15 protein-coding genes are annotated in these 17774 nt (G+C 44.7%); 3 read left to right on the top strand and 12 right to left on the bottom strand.

All coding sequences use genetic code 11. The features are described 5' to 3' along the window. Positions 1–283 precede the first annotated feature (283 nt). Positions 284–2569, top strand: a complete 2286-nt coding sequence (locus IEY18_RS02760; RefSeq protein ID WP_188917548.1) for a bifunctional diguanylate cyclase/phosphodiesterase — start codon at positions 284–286, stop codon at positions 2567–2569. A 112-nt stretch (positions 2570–2681) separates the two neighbouring features. Here the strand turns inward: IEY18_RS02760 and IEY18_RS02755 are convergent, their stop codons facing one another. Then, on the bottom strand, positions 2682–3950 hold the full coding sequence (locus tag IEY18_RS02755) for an inorganic phosphate transporter (RefSeq protein ID WP_188917547.1): 1269 nt from the start codon (positions 3948–3950) through the stop codon (positions 2682–2684). An 18-nt stretch (positions 3951–3968) separates the two neighbouring features. Further along, the gene (locus IEY18_RS02750; protein ID WP_188917545.1) at positions 3969–4649 is read right to left on the bottom strand and encodes a TIGR00153 family protein; all 681 of its coding nucleotides are present in this window, start codon (positions 4647–4649) and stop codon (positions 3969–3971) included. Between the two features lie 232 nt (positions 4650–4881). Between IEY18_RS02750 and IEY18_RS02745 the strand changes: the two genes are divergently transcribed. Next, complete coding sequence (locus IEY18_RS02745) at positions 4882–6369, top strand: CYTH domain-containing protein (RefSeq protein WP_188917543.1); 1488 nt, start codon at positions 4882–4884, stop codon at positions 6367–6369. 73 nt (positions 6370–6442) lie between these two features. On the opposite strand, the gene IEY18_RS02740 is transcribed toward IEY18_RS02745, so the two are convergent. The 8 genes from IEY18_RS02740 to IEY18_RS02705 all read right to left on the bottom strand — a co-directional run bounded on the left by IEY18_RS02740 (position 6443) and on the right by IEY18_RS02705 (position 13424). Next, the gene (locus IEY18_RS02740) at positions 6443–7240 is read right to left on the bottom strand and encodes an ion transporter (RefSeq protein ID WP_188917541.1); all 798 of its coding nucleotides are present in this window, start codon (positions 7238–7240) and stop codon (positions 6443–6445) included. A 114-nt stretch (positions 7241–7354) separates the two neighbouring features. Continuing rightward, on the bottom strand, positions 7355–7684 hold the full coding sequence (locus IEY18_RS02735) for a hypothetical protein (RefSeq protein WP_188917539.1): 330 nt from the start codon (positions 7682–7684) through the stop codon (positions 7355–7357). Between the two features lie 55 nt (positions 7685–7739). Continuing rightward, a complete protein-coding gene (locus tag IEY18_RS02730) occupies positions 7740–8396 on the bottom strand; it encodes a hypothetical protein (RefSeq protein ID WP_188917537.1) in 657 nt (218 codons plus the stop codon). A gap of 158 nt (positions 8397–8554) precedes the next feature. Beyond that, complete coding sequence (locus IEY18_RS02725; RefSeq protein ID WP_188917535.1) at positions 8555–9244, bottom strand: PspA/IM30 family protein; 690 nt, start codon at positions 9242–9244, stop codon at positions 8555–8557. 11 nt (positions 9245–9255) lie between these two features. Continuing rightward, positions 9256–9669 (bottom strand): YjfI family protein, encoded by a 414-nt coding sequence (locus IEY18_RS02720; RefSeq protein ID WP_188917533.1) that lies wholly within the window; start codon positions 9667–9669, stop codon positions 9256–9258. A gap of 97 nt (positions 9670–9766) precedes the next feature. After that, complete coding sequence (locus IEY18_RS02715) at positions 9767–11512, bottom strand: polyamine aminopropyltransferase (RefSeq protein ID WP_188917531.1); 1746 nt, start codon at positions 11510–11512, stop codon at positions 9767–9769. Between the two features lie 48 nt (positions 11513–11560). Then, complete coding sequence (locus IEY18_RS02710; RefSeq protein WP_188917529.1) at positions 11561–12460, bottom strand: DUF350 domain-containing protein; 900 nt, start codon at positions 12458–12460, stop codon at positions 11561–11563. A 13-nt stretch (positions 12461–12473) separates the two neighbouring features. Then, positions 12474–13424 (bottom strand): hypothetical protein, encoded by a 951-nt coding sequence (locus IEY18_RS02705; RefSeq protein WP_188917527.1) that lies wholly within the window; start codon positions 13422–13424, stop codon positions 12474–12476. 202 nt (positions 13425–13626) lie between these two features. Here IEY18_RS02705 and glnE point away from each other — a divergent pair, with 202 nt between their 5' ends. Further along, the gene (gene glnE / locus IEY18_RS02700; RefSeq protein ID WP_188917525.1) at positions 13627–16479 is read left to right on the top strand and encodes a bifunctional [glutamate--ammonia ligase]-adenylyl-L-tyrosine phosphorylase/[glutamate--ammonia-ligase] adenylyltransferase; all 2853 of its coding nucleotides are present in this window, start codon (positions 13627–13629) and stop codon (positions 16477–16479) included. A 71-nt stretch (positions 16480–16550) separates the two neighbouring features. Here glnE and IEY18_RS02695 read toward each other — a convergent pair whose 3' ends face one another. Next, a complete protein-coding gene (locus IEY18_RS02695; RefSeq protein WP_188917523.1) occupies positions 16551–16919 on the bottom strand; it encodes a hypothetical protein in 369 nt (122 codons plus the stop codon). Positions 16920–16982: 63 nt separating this feature from the next. Continuing rightward, on the bottom strand, positions 16983–17762 hold the full coding sequence (gene lgt / locus IEY18_RS02690) for a prolipoprotein diacylglyceryl transferase (RefSeq protein ID WP_188917521.1): 780 nt from the start codon (positions 17760–17762) through the stop codon (positions 16983–16985). Between the last annotated feature and the right edge of the window lie 12 nt (positions 17763–17774).

Below are 17774 nucleotides of genomic sequence, written 5' to 3'. Positions count from 1 at the left end.
AAAATTGCCTATTTAGTTTAATTTTCACTTAAAACATTAACTTAATTTAGTTTCCGTTCGAACCAAAGAGATATCCAATGGTTGCGGGGTTATAAAGACGCTAACTTCGTGTTCAAAAGATTATTCTAATAGTGACCAATGGGGCAGAATTTCTAGGCAAATTGATTTACTTTGAGCTTTCATCAACATGTGTTTGCGAGGTTATAGCAGACCCATGAGAGCTTGGCCTTGACGGAAGAAGTTAGATACTTGTTCTACTCGTTCATCTAGTCTGTGGGGCGTAATGAACAGCAACCAATTAAATGAAGCGGCGCTTTTAGCTGAAATAGAACGTCTAAAATCACAATTGGCGAAGCTTGAACAGAGCCAAAGTGCAAATGTCGCACGACTTTATCAAACTGAGGAACGACTTGCTGTTGCGATGCGTGGGGCAAGTGATGGCCTTTGGGAGTGGGATTTAGCTTCAAATGAAGTTTACTACTCACCGCGATGGAAGGCGATGCTTGGTTATGAGGAACATGAATTAGAAAGTCATTTTGGTACTTGGGAATCCCTGGTCCATAAAGGCGACCACGCTTATGTATTGAGCTGTGTGCAAAGCTATCTTGAAGGCTCTGCTACCTCGTTTGAAGTCGAAATGCGTATGCAGCATAAACAAGGGCATTATGTTTATGTTCGCTCTAGAGCGTTTAAAGTGGCGCCATCGCCACATGCGGCGCCAAGTCGTTTAATTGGCACCCACGTAAACATTTCCGACCAAAAAAAATCCGAGTTATTTGAAGAGCAAAGCAATAATATTCTAGAGATGATTGCGAAGGGAAAGCCTGCCAGCGATATCTACATCGAAATAGGTCTGCTGTATGAAGAGCGCCATCCAGGGCTAAGATGCTCAATGTTAGAATTGAGCGGCAATCGCTTATTGCATGGCGGCGCGCCTAGTCTACCAAAAGCTTATTGTGAAGCGGTTCATGGATTAGAGAATGGCCCCGATGTCGGCTCTTGTGGTACGTCAACTTATACGGGAAAGCGGGTGCTCGTAGAAAATATTGAAACCGATCCAAAATGGGCCAAACTGAAAGAGATTGCAATGCCGTTTGGTATGCGCTGTTGCTGGTCCGAGCCGATACGAAGTTCAGCAGGTGAAGTGATCGGTGCTTTTGGTATGTATTACGATCATCCCGCCTTACCGACCTCCGATGAACTCATCGATTTAATCGCTGCTGCACGGATCACCAGTATAGTGATGGAGCGCGAGAAGAATCTGCGCCGGATCACGGATTTAGCGTACACCGATCCATTAACTCGCCTTTCAAGTCGTGCACATTTTTACTCGACGGTGGAAACCTTGATCGCGCTAAACTCTGGTCATTTGCAGTTTAGCCTTTTATACATCGATCTTGATAACTTCAAAGGGGTTAATGATAGTCTTGGTCATGATGTTGGGGATTTATTATTGCAAGAGGTCGCTGCTCGGTTAAAGCGAGCGCACCGCGAAGAAGATTATATTGCGCGATTGAGTGGCGATGAGTTTTGTATTCTCGTCACTGATAGCCTTGATAATCGCAATGCCTCCTATGTTGCAAGTCGTTGTATTCAAATGGTGGCAGAATCCATGGAGTTGATGGGGCGAAAATACACCCCAAGTTGCAGCATTGGTGTTGCCCATTACCCAGACAACGGCCAAAATTTACAAACTTTGTTGAAAGCTGCTGACACGGCGTTATACGCGGCGAAAGCGAGTGGTAAAAACTGCTTTGTACTATACGAGCCAGAAATGACGGCTAGCGCTGAATATCGGTTTAAGGTAGAGCAGTGCCTCCGTGAGGCTGTTGAATTGCAGCAATTAAACTTGGTGTATCAACCGAAAGTTGATCTGACTACGGGCGCCGTAGCCGGTTTTGAGGCGTTATGCCGATGGTCTCATTCGCAGCTCGGACCAATTTCACCGATTGAGTTTATTCCCATCGCCGAACAAATTGGCGTCATTAAACCTCTGACTGCGTGGGTGTTAACCTGTGCTTGCAGACAAGCTGCGCATTGGAATCAGATCAGCGACGCTGATATCAGTCTTGCTGTGAATATTTCTCCGAGTCATTTTCTGGACTCGGACCTGGTTGGGCTTGTCAGTGGCGTTTTGCAAGAGACTGGACTGCCACCGTATTTACTTGAACTTGAAGTCACAGAGGCCTTGGTACAAACCGACCAATTAAATTTGGTGACTTTTGGGAGCCTAAAGGCTATGGGGGTAAAAGTGGCAATTGATGATTTTGGCACCGGCTATTCTTCTTTTGCCTCTTTGAGTCATTTGCATGTGGATTCACTGAAAATCGACAAGTATTTTGTTGACGATATGCTCAATGATACAAAAGTGAAAAAGTTAGTGGGTTCAATGATTGAAATGGGTCATAGCTTAGACTGTAAAGTCATTGCGGAAGGTATAGAGTTGCGTGATCAATTAGAAATCCTTCAAACTTTCGGTTGCGATGGTGCGCAGGGGTACTTGTTTAGTCGCCCTGTTGAGGAAGATCAGGTGCCAGACTTACTCCAAAAGGCGACGTTGTTTACTTAACTGTGTTACTTCTTTTTTATGCGATAAAAAAACCGGCCTCAAATTTTTTTGAGGCCGGTTTAAGTATGCTCTATGTCTGGTGCTAAGGCGCCAGAAGACTAATCGTTAGCGATTAACCAAAGATACCTTTAATGGTGAAGAAGAACATAATCGATAAGCCAGCTCCTGCAGGCAGGGTGACGACCCAAGAAACAACGATGTTACGCACGACACCAATGTTAATTGCGGCAATACCACGAGCCATACCGACACCTAACACCGCACCCACGAGTGTTTGAGTGGTTGAGATGGGCAAGCCTGTGCCCGAAGCAATCACGACGGTAGAAGCGGCTGCAAGCTCTGCTGCGAAACCGCGACTTGGAGTCAGGTGAGTAATGTTCTTACCAATAGTCTTCATGACGCGTTGACCGAAGATAGCCAAGCCTAAAACAATACCTGTTGCGCCAAGAGGTAGAATCCACCAAACGAGTTCAGCTTTCTTCGAAATTTCACCACCACTTTGTACAACAGAAACAACAGCTGCTAGAGGACCAATTGCGTTGGCTACATCGTTAGAGCCGTGTGCAAATGCCATACAACACGCTGTGACAACCATCAGCACTGCGAAAACTCTTTCAACGTTACCGTAGTGGGTTTCTCGGTCGGCAGAAGGGCTCATCTTTAAACGAGATATTGCCAACTTACCAGCGAAGAATACCAATACCGCTACAGCAACCGCTAGGCTGTATGCTTCCACGTTGTCGAACTTGATGCCAATGTGCTTGAGGCCTTTTTTAATGGTCACAAGTGACATAACAAAGCCCGCGAGGCCCATATAAAACGGCACGTAACGTTTTGCATTCGCAAGTGGGTCTTCGGTGTCAAAAATTAGCTTTTGCACACTAATGAAGATGGAGTAAGCAATAAAGCCTGATATCGCTGGTGTGACAATCCAAGAGCCAACAATGCCAGCGACTTTGCCCCAAGCAACAGCATCAGTGCTCACACCGACTGCTGCGAAACCTACGATGGCACCAATAATCGAGTGCGTTGTTGAAACAGGCCAGCCGAGTGCGGATGCCACAACAAGCCAGATACCTGCGGCAAGTAACGATGCAATCATGCCGTATACCAGAAGCTCTGGTGAATCGACAAAGTAGCCCGAATCGATAATGCCTTTACGAATTGTACTGGTGACTTCACCACCCGCGAGGTATGCCCCGGCGAATTCGAAGATCATCGCAATAATAATTGCTTGCTTAATCGTAATTGCGTTTGAACCTACAGAGGTTCCCATTGCATTTGCGACGTCGTTGGCACCAATACCCCATGCCATCAAAAAACCAAATGCGGCCGCGATGGCAATAAGCCATGGGCCATTGGCGACTAATACATCAACCATTTTTGTAACCTTTCTAAATTAGACTTTTGCTAGCATTAGTTCTAAACGAGAACCTACGCGCTCAGCTAGATCAGCAAGCTCGCCAACCCATTCGATAATCTTGTAAAGAATCATAACGTCGACAGGATTCAGCTCTGTTTCCATGGCGAATAGTTGGCGACGTACTTGGATTTGTAGCTCATCAGTGTCATCTTCAATGCTGTCAAGTTCACTGATCATTTTGGCAACTAGCTCAACTTCACGGCCTCTGAAACCTGTTTCTAGTAGGTCATCAAGTTCGTTAATAGCTTCTTTCGCTAGTTTTACTGCATCTAGGCAACGTGCAACGTAAGTGTTGAAGGTGCTTTGAATTTGAGGTGGGATGATCATCTCACGACCGATAATACGGCCAGAAATGTCTTTTGCTTTATTTGCGATTTTATCTTGCTGAGTCAGTAATTCGAGCAGGTCCGTGCGCTCTACTGGCATAAATAAGCCGCCTGGGAGTTTCATGCGGATTTCACGTTTCAAAACGTCCGCTTCTTTTTCAGTGTTGCTGATTTGCATTCTTAAATCAGCTGCACGTTCCCAGTCACTAGCCATTGTAGCTTCGAAAAATGGCACTAAAAGTGCGGCACATTCATCGACTTTATCAATATGTTCTTGCAACGGTTTAATTGGCGATTTTGCAAACACGCCCATAATAGAGTTTACTGGCATAGCCTTTACCTTTTCAGGTGGATCCATTTATGTAAATTGCGGGCGCATGGTAACCTAAGCGTCCACGTATTGAAACTGTGTTTTTGTATAAAAACTCACAATTTTTATTCCAACGAGTTATATAGTAACGCTGGAGACGGGATGATATCCGCCTATTGTGACAGCTATGTGACATTATGAATTTTTAATGACAGCCAAATGACACTTTGGTGACCAAGTGAGCAGTGAGTCAATGGACACTGAGATTGAACTAAAACTATTTCTTCAGCATAAATATAAAAATGAGCTTATAGAGTATTTAGATAAACTGCCTAAAAGTGAACCTAAGCCCACGTTGCAGTTAGGCAATTGCTATTTCGATACGCCTCAACTTCAACTCCGACGCTGGAAAATGGGGTTAAGGGTTCGTTCCCAAGAGCAGCATCGACAGCAAACGATTAAAACTGCGGGGTCCGTTGTTGGTGGGATCCATGCAAGACCCGAATATAATGTTGATATTCAAAGCGACACTCCCATCCTCAACTTATTTCCTGAAGATCTTTGGCCGCAAGAGGCGAATCTTGCTGATATTCAATCCGAAATCGTCCCCTTATTTGACACCGATTTTGAGCGCCGGCTCTGGCATGTTTATTGTGACGAGAGTTTAGTCGAAATCGCATTTGATATTGGTTACATCAGTGCCGGCGGTAAAACTGAGCCCATTTGTGAATTGGAATTCGAACTACTTGCCGGTGAGGCGCAGGCGTTAGTTAAGCTTGCTGCAAGTGTTGCCTCAGCAGTGCCAGTTCGTTTAGGTAAAGCCAGTAAAGCACAGCGTGGATACAGATTGGCAGCACAATCAAGCCCTCTTGGGCTCGAAGCGCTCGAATTTATTGCGCTCCCGCCGAGCCTTAGTTTAAACGATACTTTAGTGACCTTACTTGAAACAGGCATTGAACGTTGGCAACTGATTGAGGATATGATTTGTAATAGTACCTCCATGCCAGCAGAAAGTGCCGAGCTTTGGTATCGCCTCAGAGCATGTGTTCGTTTATTGAAATTGACACTTGAGCAGTATCAAATGGAGACCAGTGAGCTAGATGCAAGCTTTGCGCTTATCGAGTCGCACTTAGTCTTTATCGAGAAAACCCAAAGCCTTGCGCAAATCGTGTTGCAGCGAAAGTCTTTGATGGGTAAGTTACCCCAAGCAAAGGTGTTGCAGCAGCAGGCTAAAATTCACCTCCATGATTTAAAGCTTGCTGAGCAACTACAAAAACTGTGGGACTTGCCTGAATATGGTCAATTGCAGTTAGCATTAGTCGAGCTCATGATGGCAGCACAGAAAGGCTCGGTTTTACTCGATAAAAAAGAAAGTTTACGTAGTTTTTCTGACCGATTACAGGAAGCGTCTTGGCAAAAAATTGTGAAAATTATGCCGAGTAAAGCTTCATTGTCGAGCTTGGACTATCAGCAATTTGCCCAAGCCCTAGATGAAAGTATTTTAGTCGGCTTTGCTTATGGCCAGCTTTATTCAACTAAAGAGCGAGATTTCTTTCGGCGGCCGTGGCAAGACTTAGTGCTAGGCATTCGTACACTTGCGAGTTATCAGCAGCTAGAAGTATTAGGAAAAGAGAGTGGGATCGATATTGAGCAATGGCTTGAAGATAAATCCCATAGTTTATTGGTCGCAATGGAGCATTCAAGGCGCTCAGCATTAGCGACTGAGCCTTATTGGCGCTGAAGTCTTCATCAATAAATCGAATGCCAAAAAAGCAGAGGGATACGCTCTGCTTTTTTGTGGGTGAATTATCGATTCAATTTTTCGATTGTTGCTGATCGAGCTGCGTTTTTAAACTTGAGATTTCAGCCATCATTTTTATCTGATTTTCTTCCATGCGGCCAAGGGCAATTTCAAGTTCCGTTTTTATTTCTTGATTGTGACTATCTAAACGTTCGTTCTCTTCTGGCGCGACAAAAACAGACGCCATATAACCCGATATGACACCGAAGAAGCTGACGCCACAGACGATTACGATACTACCAATAATATGACCTGCACTGGTCACCGGATAAAAGTCACCGTATCCCACGGTAGAAATGGTCACAATAGACCACCATATGGCATTTTCAGCTGTTTGAATATTTGCGCCTTCAGCGCCGCTTTCGACTAACAAGATCAGAACCGAAGCAAAAGAAAGTATCGTTACCATGGCCAGCATCAAACTGGCTAGGGTGGCCTGTCGGCGTTGTTTTAATAGCGGTAACAGCAATGAGCGTGTCATGCGGATTAAGCGAATGACTCGTAAAATTTGGAATAATCGTGCAAAGCGAAGTGGTTCTATTGCTGGGATACTTGCAACTAAATCAATCCAATGGTGCTTGAAATAATAGGCTTTCTGGCGAGCTTTGAGCAGCCCGTAGGTAAAATTAATGAGAAATATGACACAAATACTGGTGTCTACATAAACTAATAATCGATAGGTTTCTTCGTCCAGTTTTGCAAAAGTCATGGTTAACACAATGATGACAGCAAAGAAGGAAAGCAGCATCATTGCGAGTTCAAATGGCGTGGGAGCGGTCGGCCGTACAGATGCTTTGCTCTTGTCAGTCATGATTTGCGAGATCCTATGCAAATAAGCGGGAAGTCTTCATAGATTAAAAGACCATAAGCAGACTGTATAGAGAAGAATTTGATTATGGCTCAGCTGAATAGCCTTTCAATGACGTTAAGTTTGATCTGTATCGACGAAGTTGACTAGATCATCGAGCACACGCTTTTTGATTTCGAGTTGATTGTCGGGTGCTAAATCGTATTTCTCTGCAAGTTGCGCATAGTCAGCGGCATTAAGCGATACGGTAAGGCGAGGGCGCTTTGGTCGTTTAGATACCGACAGACCTAGAATCGTTCTTATTTGATCGGATGGACTGACTCCAGCATCGAGTGCAGCTTTGCGAATTGAATATTGAAACTGTTCATCAAGGTCAAAAGCCACTTGGGTTGCTTTGGCTGCTTTTTGCTCTTGAGCCCACTGTTCAGGGAGTTGTTTCTTACTCATTTCTATGCCCGTTTTTTCTATGAAATATGCTGTTTACTGTGGTCAATTATACCTGTTATTTAACTGGCCAGTATTCCCGAATATCCGATAATGGGCGATAAATGGTTAACATGACATCAGTTTCGCCATTTTCATAGACCTCAATATCAATGGCAAAGTCTTCTTCTGCATCAAGCAGTTGGTATGACTCAAAAGCTTCACCGCGGTGTTGTGAGTCTTCTTCTTGAGGTGGGCGCTGACCGCGGTAATCTTGGCGATGGAAATAGCCGAATTGTCCGCTGGTTTGCAAATGGTATTGGTCGGTTGTCCATGCTGAGAATTCTGTGTCTAACTCTGGAGATAATGGCAGACGATCTAATTGAACTTGAGCATTTTCTTCGAAAATCTCACCAAATTGCTCTAACGCAAATAGCTGTTCAACTTGGCCGCGATTGAGCTTGATTGAGAAAGCGAGGTAAGTTTCGTCATCTTCATCAATTGACATGAAGATGGTTTCATTATCATGACCTTTGAGCAACCACTCTGGTTCTTGAGAACGCTGGTACTCATAGGTGCTTACACTTTCAACTTGAAGCTGTTTGCCTCTTAGCTGGGATGGCAGCGCAAAACTATCATCTATGGAAATCATATCGCCTTTGACAAGTTTATTGGGATGATCCAACTGGCGTGCAGGTGCTTCTTTTTTTCCAAAAATGCCATCAAATAAACCCATCTTAATTCTCCAGCGGTGGCGATTGATATCGACAGATATTGATCCCCTATTTAGTACCAAAAAAAGAGCCAAGTGGGGCTTGGTCAAACCCCACTTGAAAGCTCAAGGGTGATCATGCTTTCCATTGAGAAAGGCTGCGAACCTCTCTCTGTTTTTAATTAACCTTTGCGGTTTTTTAAACGCTCCAACACGGCACTTGCATCAGCTTTTTGTTCACCAATACCTGCTTCCGCTAGCTTCGCTTGTAGTGAGCTATCACTATTTTCATCAGCCAGTGCTTCAGAAGCTTTCATCCGGTCATCAACTTGTTGCTGACGTGCTTTAATGCGCTCTAAAGAATCTTTGGCATTCAATAGCTTTGAGTTACTGCTCGCAAAAGAGTCCGTGATCGTTGCTGTCGCTTTTTGAACGCTTTCAGTCGTCTTTACCATGCTTAGTTGGCGTTGGTAATCGGTTAACTGACGCTCAGTTTTGCGAACCAGTTCTTTAAGACGTGTTGCATGGGCACTAAAGCTATCATTTGCAGTTTGTTGCTCAGCAAGCTCACTATCCAGTTGCGCGATTTTTTCAGCGACTTCAAGTGCAAGTGCTTCGTTCCCTTTTTCCAGTGCTTGCGTTGCGTAACCTTCATGTTCCGCGACAGCACGTTTAATGCGGTCAACTTCGCGACTGGCTTGCATTTCTTTTGCCATCACGTCGGTTAATTCACGCTTGGCTTTGGTTAAGTGTTTCTCAGCATCACGGATTTCTTGTTCAAAAATACGTGTTGAATTTGCATCGACGATGGTCTGGCCAACTTCAGTTGCGCCGCCACGGAAAGCCGTCATAATTTTGTTTAAAATGCCCATAGTGTGGCTCCTTATTTAAGATAGTCGACCATTTCGTCGATGACTTCGAGACAGTTGTCTGACAATACAGACAGTTCCTGCTCGACATCTAACATGCTTGATTGAGTTGAAAGTGCACCAAATACCACGTACTTGTCATCGACTTTGGCGAATGAAGACAGTGGCATTGGAATATTTAACTCCAACATCGTTTCAAACATTTCTGCACGGCGCTCTTGATTGACTTCATCTTCGCCCCACAGGTAACTAATACATAAAATTTGATTTTGAGTGACGGAAACAAACACTGGAATCTCTTCACGGCCGACGATATTGACCTGTAAAACTTCCACGTCACCATCAATTGGATAACAATCAAATTGAAAACCGGTTTCGCTGTTATCACCAAGTCCATTTAAATGGTTCGCAATCGTATGGATATTCATATTTGTCCTTATTGACATATTATGTCTGTGTTCAAAGATAGCACTGAGACATAATATGTCAAGCGCTAATTTCCAATTAATTTATTTTATTGTCGTACTAATTAAATAACGATAACCCTTGCTCTTGTTGCCACGCCTGTAAATGGTAGTGATACAAGTTTAAGGAACCTATGGTGTTACTTTTGATCTCTGCTTTGTTTTGATAAAAATTCCCTGGGAATTCAAATGCAGCTCGAATAAGCCCTGGTGTAAGCCATGCTTCGTCGATATCGAGTGTGTCGAGTTGCTTTAACCTTTGTGCTCCATTCTTGCCTGCTACCGTCGCTAGGCTCCATCCCCATTCGCCAAAACTTGGCACATTATGATGATACTGGCTAACTTGAAAACCTGCACTTTCGAGGGTATTCCCCACGGAAATGAAAGCATTCGTGGCGTGATAAGGCGAGGTGGATTGCACGGTAATTGCACCATCCGCACTTAAAAGTTCTTTAAGTTTGGCGTAAAAAATATCGGAATAGAGTTTGTTTAAATCTGGATGACTCGGATCGGGTAGGTCAACCACAATGGCATCAAATTTCTCTGATTGCGCGATTAATTTGTCGACCCCATTAAATGCATCATCAAATATCAAACGCAGCCGTGGGTCATTCAGTGCATCTTGATTTAATTGGCGTAATGCGGTTTGAAGCCGTGGAGGCATGTGACTGGATTGACCTTGAAATAGCGCGACTAAGTCCTTGTCTAAGTCAATTAAGGTGACAGAGGTCGGGTTCCATTTATAAAGCTGTTTGAGGCCGAGGCCATCACCACCGCCAATTACTAAGATTTTTTGCTGGCGGGCGCTGGCTGCTAGGGTCGGGTGCACTAGAAAGCTATGATAAATATGCTCATCACTACTTGAAAACTGAAGTCTGCCATTAATGTAGAGCGAGTACACTGGCGGTAAACCGCTGCCACGTAATCGTTCTGTAAACGTGAGCTGCTGGAATCGCGTAGCTTGGTCGTAAATGACCGTATCTTTGTAGAGCAAGTGATTGAATCCTTGCTCCCATTTCGGGCCCCAAATAGCGAGCATGATAAGCACAAAACTTGCAAAGATATGGCCTAACAAGATGAGCTTTGAAAAACGGATTTTATGCCAAAATCGCCATATAAAAATAAAACCAGCGAGCAAATTACAGCTGGCCGTAAGTGCAGCCGCCAATTGAATATCTAGTGCGAGCATAAAGCCGACCCAGATCGCCGCGCCAACCCCCGCACCAATATAATCTGCACCATAAATTGTGCCGGCATTATGCAGTAAGTGTGCTTCTGACAAAGATTGTCTCACGCGTGCAATTAGCGGGATTTCCATCCCGATCATCAGGCCTAGAATCACCCCCCAAACATAGGGCAGATATTGTAAAGTGTTTTGAACTTCCCCTAAAAAACCACCATCTGGCAATTGATCGTGTGGCAATCCAAGGGTATTGGCGAGTAACAGTGGCAGTTGGTGCGCAAAACCAATGAGGGCAGCGGTAATCATAATCGCACTAGCACCGCCGAGTGCGACGAGGAGCTCTAGCGTGGCAAATCCGGTGAAAGCACAACGTATTTTACGTGCAGCAAAAGCACCGATCCCCATGGAAACAATCATCAAACCAATCATGGTATAGATGGCTGCTTCTAACGCCCCAAGAATACGTCCCGCATAGTGCGAGAGTAAATATTCATAAATGAGCCCGCATGCAGCGAGCACAGCCATAATGCCCAGCAGTAGCACATCATCAAACCATCCCAATTGTCTAGGGTTGTTATGATCTTGTACTAACTCGTCTACTTGAATCGGTGTTGAACCGCTCATGGGTTACGGCTTCGCTTTAAGCATTTTGGCACAGTGTTCACTTACGCATTAAGCCATCAAGGCCGTGAGTAGTAGAGCAACAGCCACACTCAGTGCCATCTCCACTGCCGCAATACCAATATTTTGTTGCTTTTCTACTTCTTCAGCCAAGTTGATCGTCGCCAAAACCAGTTTTTTCACCAGCGTAATTAACAAAGATAAGGTGGCCAGCATGATGATAGAGAACATCGACCAACCAATTAAGTTGCCAATGTAAGCCTCAGGGTTATAGATAATGAAATGGCTGGCCGCATTAAAGCTGAGTGCCATTGCCAGCATATAGCCTGCGTGACGAATTGCGAGTGCTGTTTGTCCTGCTGCAAGTGCTTGTTGCATCGATGCGCCCTGATTGCGGCCCGCATATCTTTTTTCCCGTAAGCGAGTAAGGAGTACCAGCATCACTTGAGAGATGGCGAATGCGCTAAATATGGCCACAAAGGTGTTGACGGTCAAATCCTCTGCCCAGAGTAAGACTGCTCGAATAATTATCGCCGTCGCAATCGCGGCACTTGCATCGACAATTGCAATCGAAACATTGCCTTTGATGATTAAGTCATTTTTACAAACTTCATTCAGCGCCATTTTATCGTGGAACCAACGACCGATTTTTATCAAAATCAACCCAAATAACCCATAGGCTGTCATGCCAATCGCTTCTACTGCATAAGAGCTTGCAGCTTCGCCGGTAATCGCTCCGGTAAGCACGATGCCAAGTGCCATTACTGCACCAGCCGTGCTAATGCCAAATGCAAAATTGTCTTTCACTGCGAGTTCATCGCGGCTATTTACGTTTACACTCCAACCTTGCAAATAACGCATTAAGGTTAGCAACACGATTGCTATCGTTAAGTCGATAACGAGGATGAACATAAGTTCTGAGGTAATACCCAAGTCCTGAAAGAATGTCATGTGAGTTCCTTAGTTATTTGCCCCGGCGAATTCCGCGGGTTGTGCGGCTGCTGGAATTTCTGAAGCTGCTATCTTTGGCATAGTTCGAACGAAACTTCTTCGGACTACTTTTTCCTGTAGCACTTGATTTGGGTGTGCTTTGGCTAGAGCGAGATAGCGCGGTCGCACCGGTTCTTTTTTTCGCATATGGGCTGTCAAAACGCTTTCCTTGCGAGCTGAACTGCTTCTTGGTGCGTTCAAAGGTTTTATTTTGCGCGCTGGCTTGTTTTGGTGAGGTGTAACGGTAGCGTCCAACATCGTTGTAATAGCTGTATCCACGGCGCGATGACCAGCGATCATAGTAGACTGGACCATGCATGATATTCGAGAACATCGAATACATGCCATACCACGCCCAAAAAGACGTCCCACCGCTAGATTGCCATTGACCGTAGCTTGGGTTCCCGACCAATTGACTGCCTGCACCGATATCTTCGGTACTATTGGCAAGCGCTTCTGCTTCACGGCTTATCGAATTCACCCGTGAAAGTTTGCCATTGGACATATCCGCAATGACGTTTACCGGATCAGAAAGCATATCGTTGAACAAGCTTGGATCGGTTGCTTGATAGAGGTTCTCTGCTTCAGACAATTGCTGATCAAGATCGACAAAATTGCTGCTATCTTTAAGCTCATTTAACCTTTGAGTCAGTGAACTAAACATCGGGCCTGAACCTTTTGAGTCCCGTGCAAGTTCAGAGACCAAAGGTGCTATCGTTGGCTGTTCTTGCGCCACGATATCGGCATATTGGCTGAGTAAGTTGGCATTGCGAATTTGGCCGTTATTCAACATATCGGCTAAAGAGCTCACTCTTTTTTCCGTCAATTGTTGATACTTTTCAATCTTATCAACGCGATCATCACCGCAGCCGGTGAGAAATAGCAGTGATACGATTGTGAGAACACGTATGAGCATTCCTGCCATGTTGTCTCCAAAGTTTAGGGTTGGTTTGTTCTTTAATTTTGCTAAGTATGCCAGAACATTAAGATATAGTATTCTGTCACTTGGTTTTTTTAGGCGCTAATCCCACGGAAAGCACGCAAAAACTGTTAGCGCTTATTTCGAAACTATAGCTATACCATTATTGACATAATATGTCGACACCTTTGATGAGTTAGGAATAATTATGACGAGCGAAAATTACAGTAACAAGGCATTGCCTGCTCTTGTCTCTTCTTCTGCAGAATGTTACTGGCAGCGCTTAATTGAAACAGGCTTCGACCCCGAAGCGTGCCTGACATCTGAGCAGTCGCAGGAACTTAAATCCATATTAGGATTAAGTGACTTCGTTGCCACACAGCTTTGTCGGCACCCTGATTGGATTCCCCTTCTATTTGAGCAGGGATTGAGTCAGCTGGATCGCCAGCAATTTATGCCTGAATTAAAGCTTGCACTTGAAAGTGTGACGACAGAAGAGCAAGCGAAAGCCAAAGTTCGACAATATCGAAATTTACAAATGGTGCGACTCGCTTGGCGTGACTTTATGGGCTACGTTTCAGTGCAAGAATCTCTGCTCGATTTGTCTTCTTTGGCAGAAGCGCTGGTGATTGAATCTCGAGACTGGCTTTACGGTGTCATGTGTCAGCAGTATGGAACGCCTTCAGATAGTGAAGGCAACGCACAACCTTTGTTGATTTTGGGCATGGGCAAGCTTGGTGGGCGTGAGCTCAACTTCTCTTCTGATATCGATTTAATTTTTACCTTTCCCGAGCATGGTGAAACCGTAGGGGGGAGAAGGGCGCTTGATAATCAGCAGTTTTTTATTCGGATGGGACAGCGTTTAGTTAATTTGTTAGATCAAGTGACTGTCGATGGTTTTGTGTATCGGGTGGATATGCGCTTGCGACCATACGGAGATAGTGGCCCGTTAGTTGTAAGTTTTAGTGCGTTAGAAGATTACTATCAAGAGCAGGGAAGAGACTGGGAGCGTTACGCGATGGTGAAAGCGCGAGCTCTAGGGCCTTGGAGTAATTATAGCGACGAGCTCCATAGCTTGTTGCGACCTTTTGTGTATCGCCGATATATTGATTTTTCAGCGATTGACTCACTTCGAAAAATGAAACAACTCATTGCCCAAGAGGTTCGTCGTCGGCAGTTAACCAATAACATTAAGTTGGGGGCCGGCGGAATTCGCGAAGTTGAATTTGTTGTGCAGAGTTTTCAGCTGGTGCGGGGGGGGCGAGAGCCTGCGTTAAGGCAGCAAAGCCTATTTGCCGCGATTCAAACCCTTTATGATTTAGGTCAACTTGAGTATTTAGCGGTTGATGAGCTTAAACATAGCTATATCTTACTTCGACGTGTTGAGAACTTATTGCAAGCCCTTGACGATAAGCAAACGCAAACATTGCCAGATAACGAATTGGATTGGCAACGTTTATGCTTTGCGATGAATGTTCCATATGCTGAAGAGCTTAAACAACAAATTGATGAAGCAATGGCACGTATTCATGACCACTTTGATGCGACCGTGGGGGAAGATAGTAGTCGCCCACAATCTGCCCATTGGACCGCTCAATTGTGGGAAATATTCGACGACCAAGATGCGCTGGCATTACTTGCTGAGCAACAAATTGAAGATGACAGCTTGTGGCATAATTTAAGAGATTGGCGAGATAGTGTTGCACGCCGCAGCATCGGTCCTCGCGGTCGAGAAACTCTCGATAAAATGATGCCCAAACTATTGGAGGAGCTGATTGTTCAAAACCAGTCTCCTGATGTTTTCGCCCCGGTTTCAAAGGTTCTTGATCAAATTTTAACCCGAACCACTTATCTTGAGTTGTTATGCGAAAACCCTGGTGCACGGCAACAACTGGTGAGCTTGTGTAGTGCTAGTCCTTGGATTGCAAAGCAGCTTGCCCGATTCCCGATGTTATTGGATGAATTGATTGATCCTTCGCAGTTATATGACGTCACGTCTCTTGATGACTATGGCAGTGAGCTAAGACAGTATTTGTTGCGAGTACCTGAAGAGGATATGGAACAGCAAATGGAAGCGTTGCGACAGTTTAAGCTGTCTCAACAGTTAAAAATTGCCGCAGCCGACGTCACAGGTGTATTGCCCGTAATGCAAGTGAGTGATCATCTCACTTTCCTTGCAGAAGCGATAGTTGAACAAGTTGTCAATCAGGCATGGCTGCAAGTCAGTACTCGCCACGGTGTACCAGATAACTTAAAAGGCGGGGACAAAGGTTTTGCCGTGATTGGTTATGGTAAAGCTGGTGGAATCGAGCTTGGATATGGTTCCGATCTGGATTTGGTGTTCTTGCACCAATCGGATGTCAATGGCCATACCAATGGCGATCGGCAAATAGACATAAACCATTTCTATTTGAAACTGGCCCAGCGAATTTTACACCTGTTTTCGACCCGAACCACCTCAGGAGAATTGTATGAAGTGGATATGCGCCTCAGACCTTCAGGCGCATCAGGACTGTTGGTTAGTGAGATTGAGCGTTTCGGAGAGTACCAGCGTGAAGAAGCGTGGACCTGGGAGCATCAAGCCTTGGTCAGGGCGCGCTTTATGTTTGGTGATAACGCGCTGTCTACGCGTTTTAGCGTCATTCGTTCTGAAGTATTGGCGCTAGAGCGTGATAAACAAACATTGGCCAAGGACGTTCGTGATATGCGCATCAAGATGCGTGATCACCTGCTTAACGTGGACTCGGGGTTTGTTGATTTGAAGCAAAGCCGCGGTGGCATTGCTGATATTGAGTTTCTTGCGCAATATCTTGTACTTGCAAATGCGGCAGAATATAAAGATTTAACCACATGGTCTGACAATGTTCGCATCTTTGCTGCGTTGGCAGAGCTCGAGATCATCTCTATTCCGATGGCGCAGCAGTTGACCCATGTGTATTGTAAGCTGCGAAACGAAAGTCACCGTCTGACACTTCAGGGATTGCCGGGAACTTTACCGTTTGAACAAGTGGAGCAGGAAATGGCCAGCATTTCTCAGATCTATTTGGATGTGCTCGGGTAAGCTGTGAGGGCGCTTGTATTCGTCAATTCATAAATTAAATACAAGCGCTCTAGTCTATGGGGGACGAGTGTTCACTCCCCTTTATTAATCGCGATGATTTTTTGAATAAAGCGCTCTACAGCTTTTGAATCATCAAATTTAAATGGCATCCCGTAGTGAATTTCGTTGAGTCCTTTGTGCTGCTTTTTAGGGAATCGCGTCATATCATTATTAAAGAAGTAGCTACTTTTATGATGTACACCTTCGAGAGAGTCTAAGTCTGCGACAAACACCTCATAAGCAGGCCTGATTAACAACTGAGCCGCAAGGTGATCACCATGTAAATAGATGGGTTCTTTTAATTCCGGCAGCATAAACTCTGTGATTTTTTTCATCACAAAATTACTGCGGCAGCCACTATCCAATAGTACTTGCTTTATTTCGTCGTGGGTTAATGCCATTTGTTATCTTGTTCCTATCCATTGAGCGATACATTGCACCATAGTGTGGCTGGCAGTGCAAAGTTAGTTTTTTCGTAAATATGGCAATAAGAGTAGCGTTAATCCCACCAACAAAAAGGGCACGCTAAGCATTTGACCAGCGCTTAAAGTCAGCTCATCCGCGTAGGCCGCTTGTTTGACTTTTACAAATTCAATGCCAATACGTGCACTAAATATTAAGGTGAGGAATAAACCAAACAGTACGCCGTGTCTCTCTTTTAATTGTGTCACTCGATAAAGCAGGCTTAACACGATAAAAATAACTAAGTAAGCCAACGCTTCATAGACTTGTGCGGGGTGTCGCGGCAATGAATCGATCCTTTGGAAGACAATTGCCCATGAAACCTGTGTCGGTATCCCGATAATTTCGGAATTCATAAAGTTTGCCATTCTTACGAAAAATCCAAAAATAGCGGTCGCAATCGCAAGACGATCCAGTAAAAACAAGAAAGGGAGCTTAGTTTTCCTATGGTAATAATAGAGTGCGAGAATCGCACCAAGGCCACCCCCGTGACTGGCAAGACCGCCTTCCCAGATTGCAAGTATTTTAAGGGGATGGCTAAAGTAGTATTCGGGATCGTAGAAAATACAGTGTGCCAATCTCGCCCCAACGATAATGCCGATTACGCAATACATTAGTAGGTTATCAAGTGACTCAATATCCAGTTTTTCTTGCTGGTAAATGAATTTCATGACGTAGAAGCCAGACATAATTGCGACAGCAAATAAAGCACCATACCAATGGATACTTAGTCCCATAAAGGAGAATAAGACTGGGTCAATATTCCAGACAAAGTGGCTCAAAAGTGTTCTTCC

It is taken from the genome of Shewanella gelidii, from assembly GCF_014647855.1.
Lineage (GTDB): Bacteria > Pseudomonadota > Gammaproteobacteria > Enterobacterales > Shewanellaceae > Shewanella > Shewanella gelidii.
This window is presented reverse-complemented; position numbering and strand designations above follow the sequence as displayed.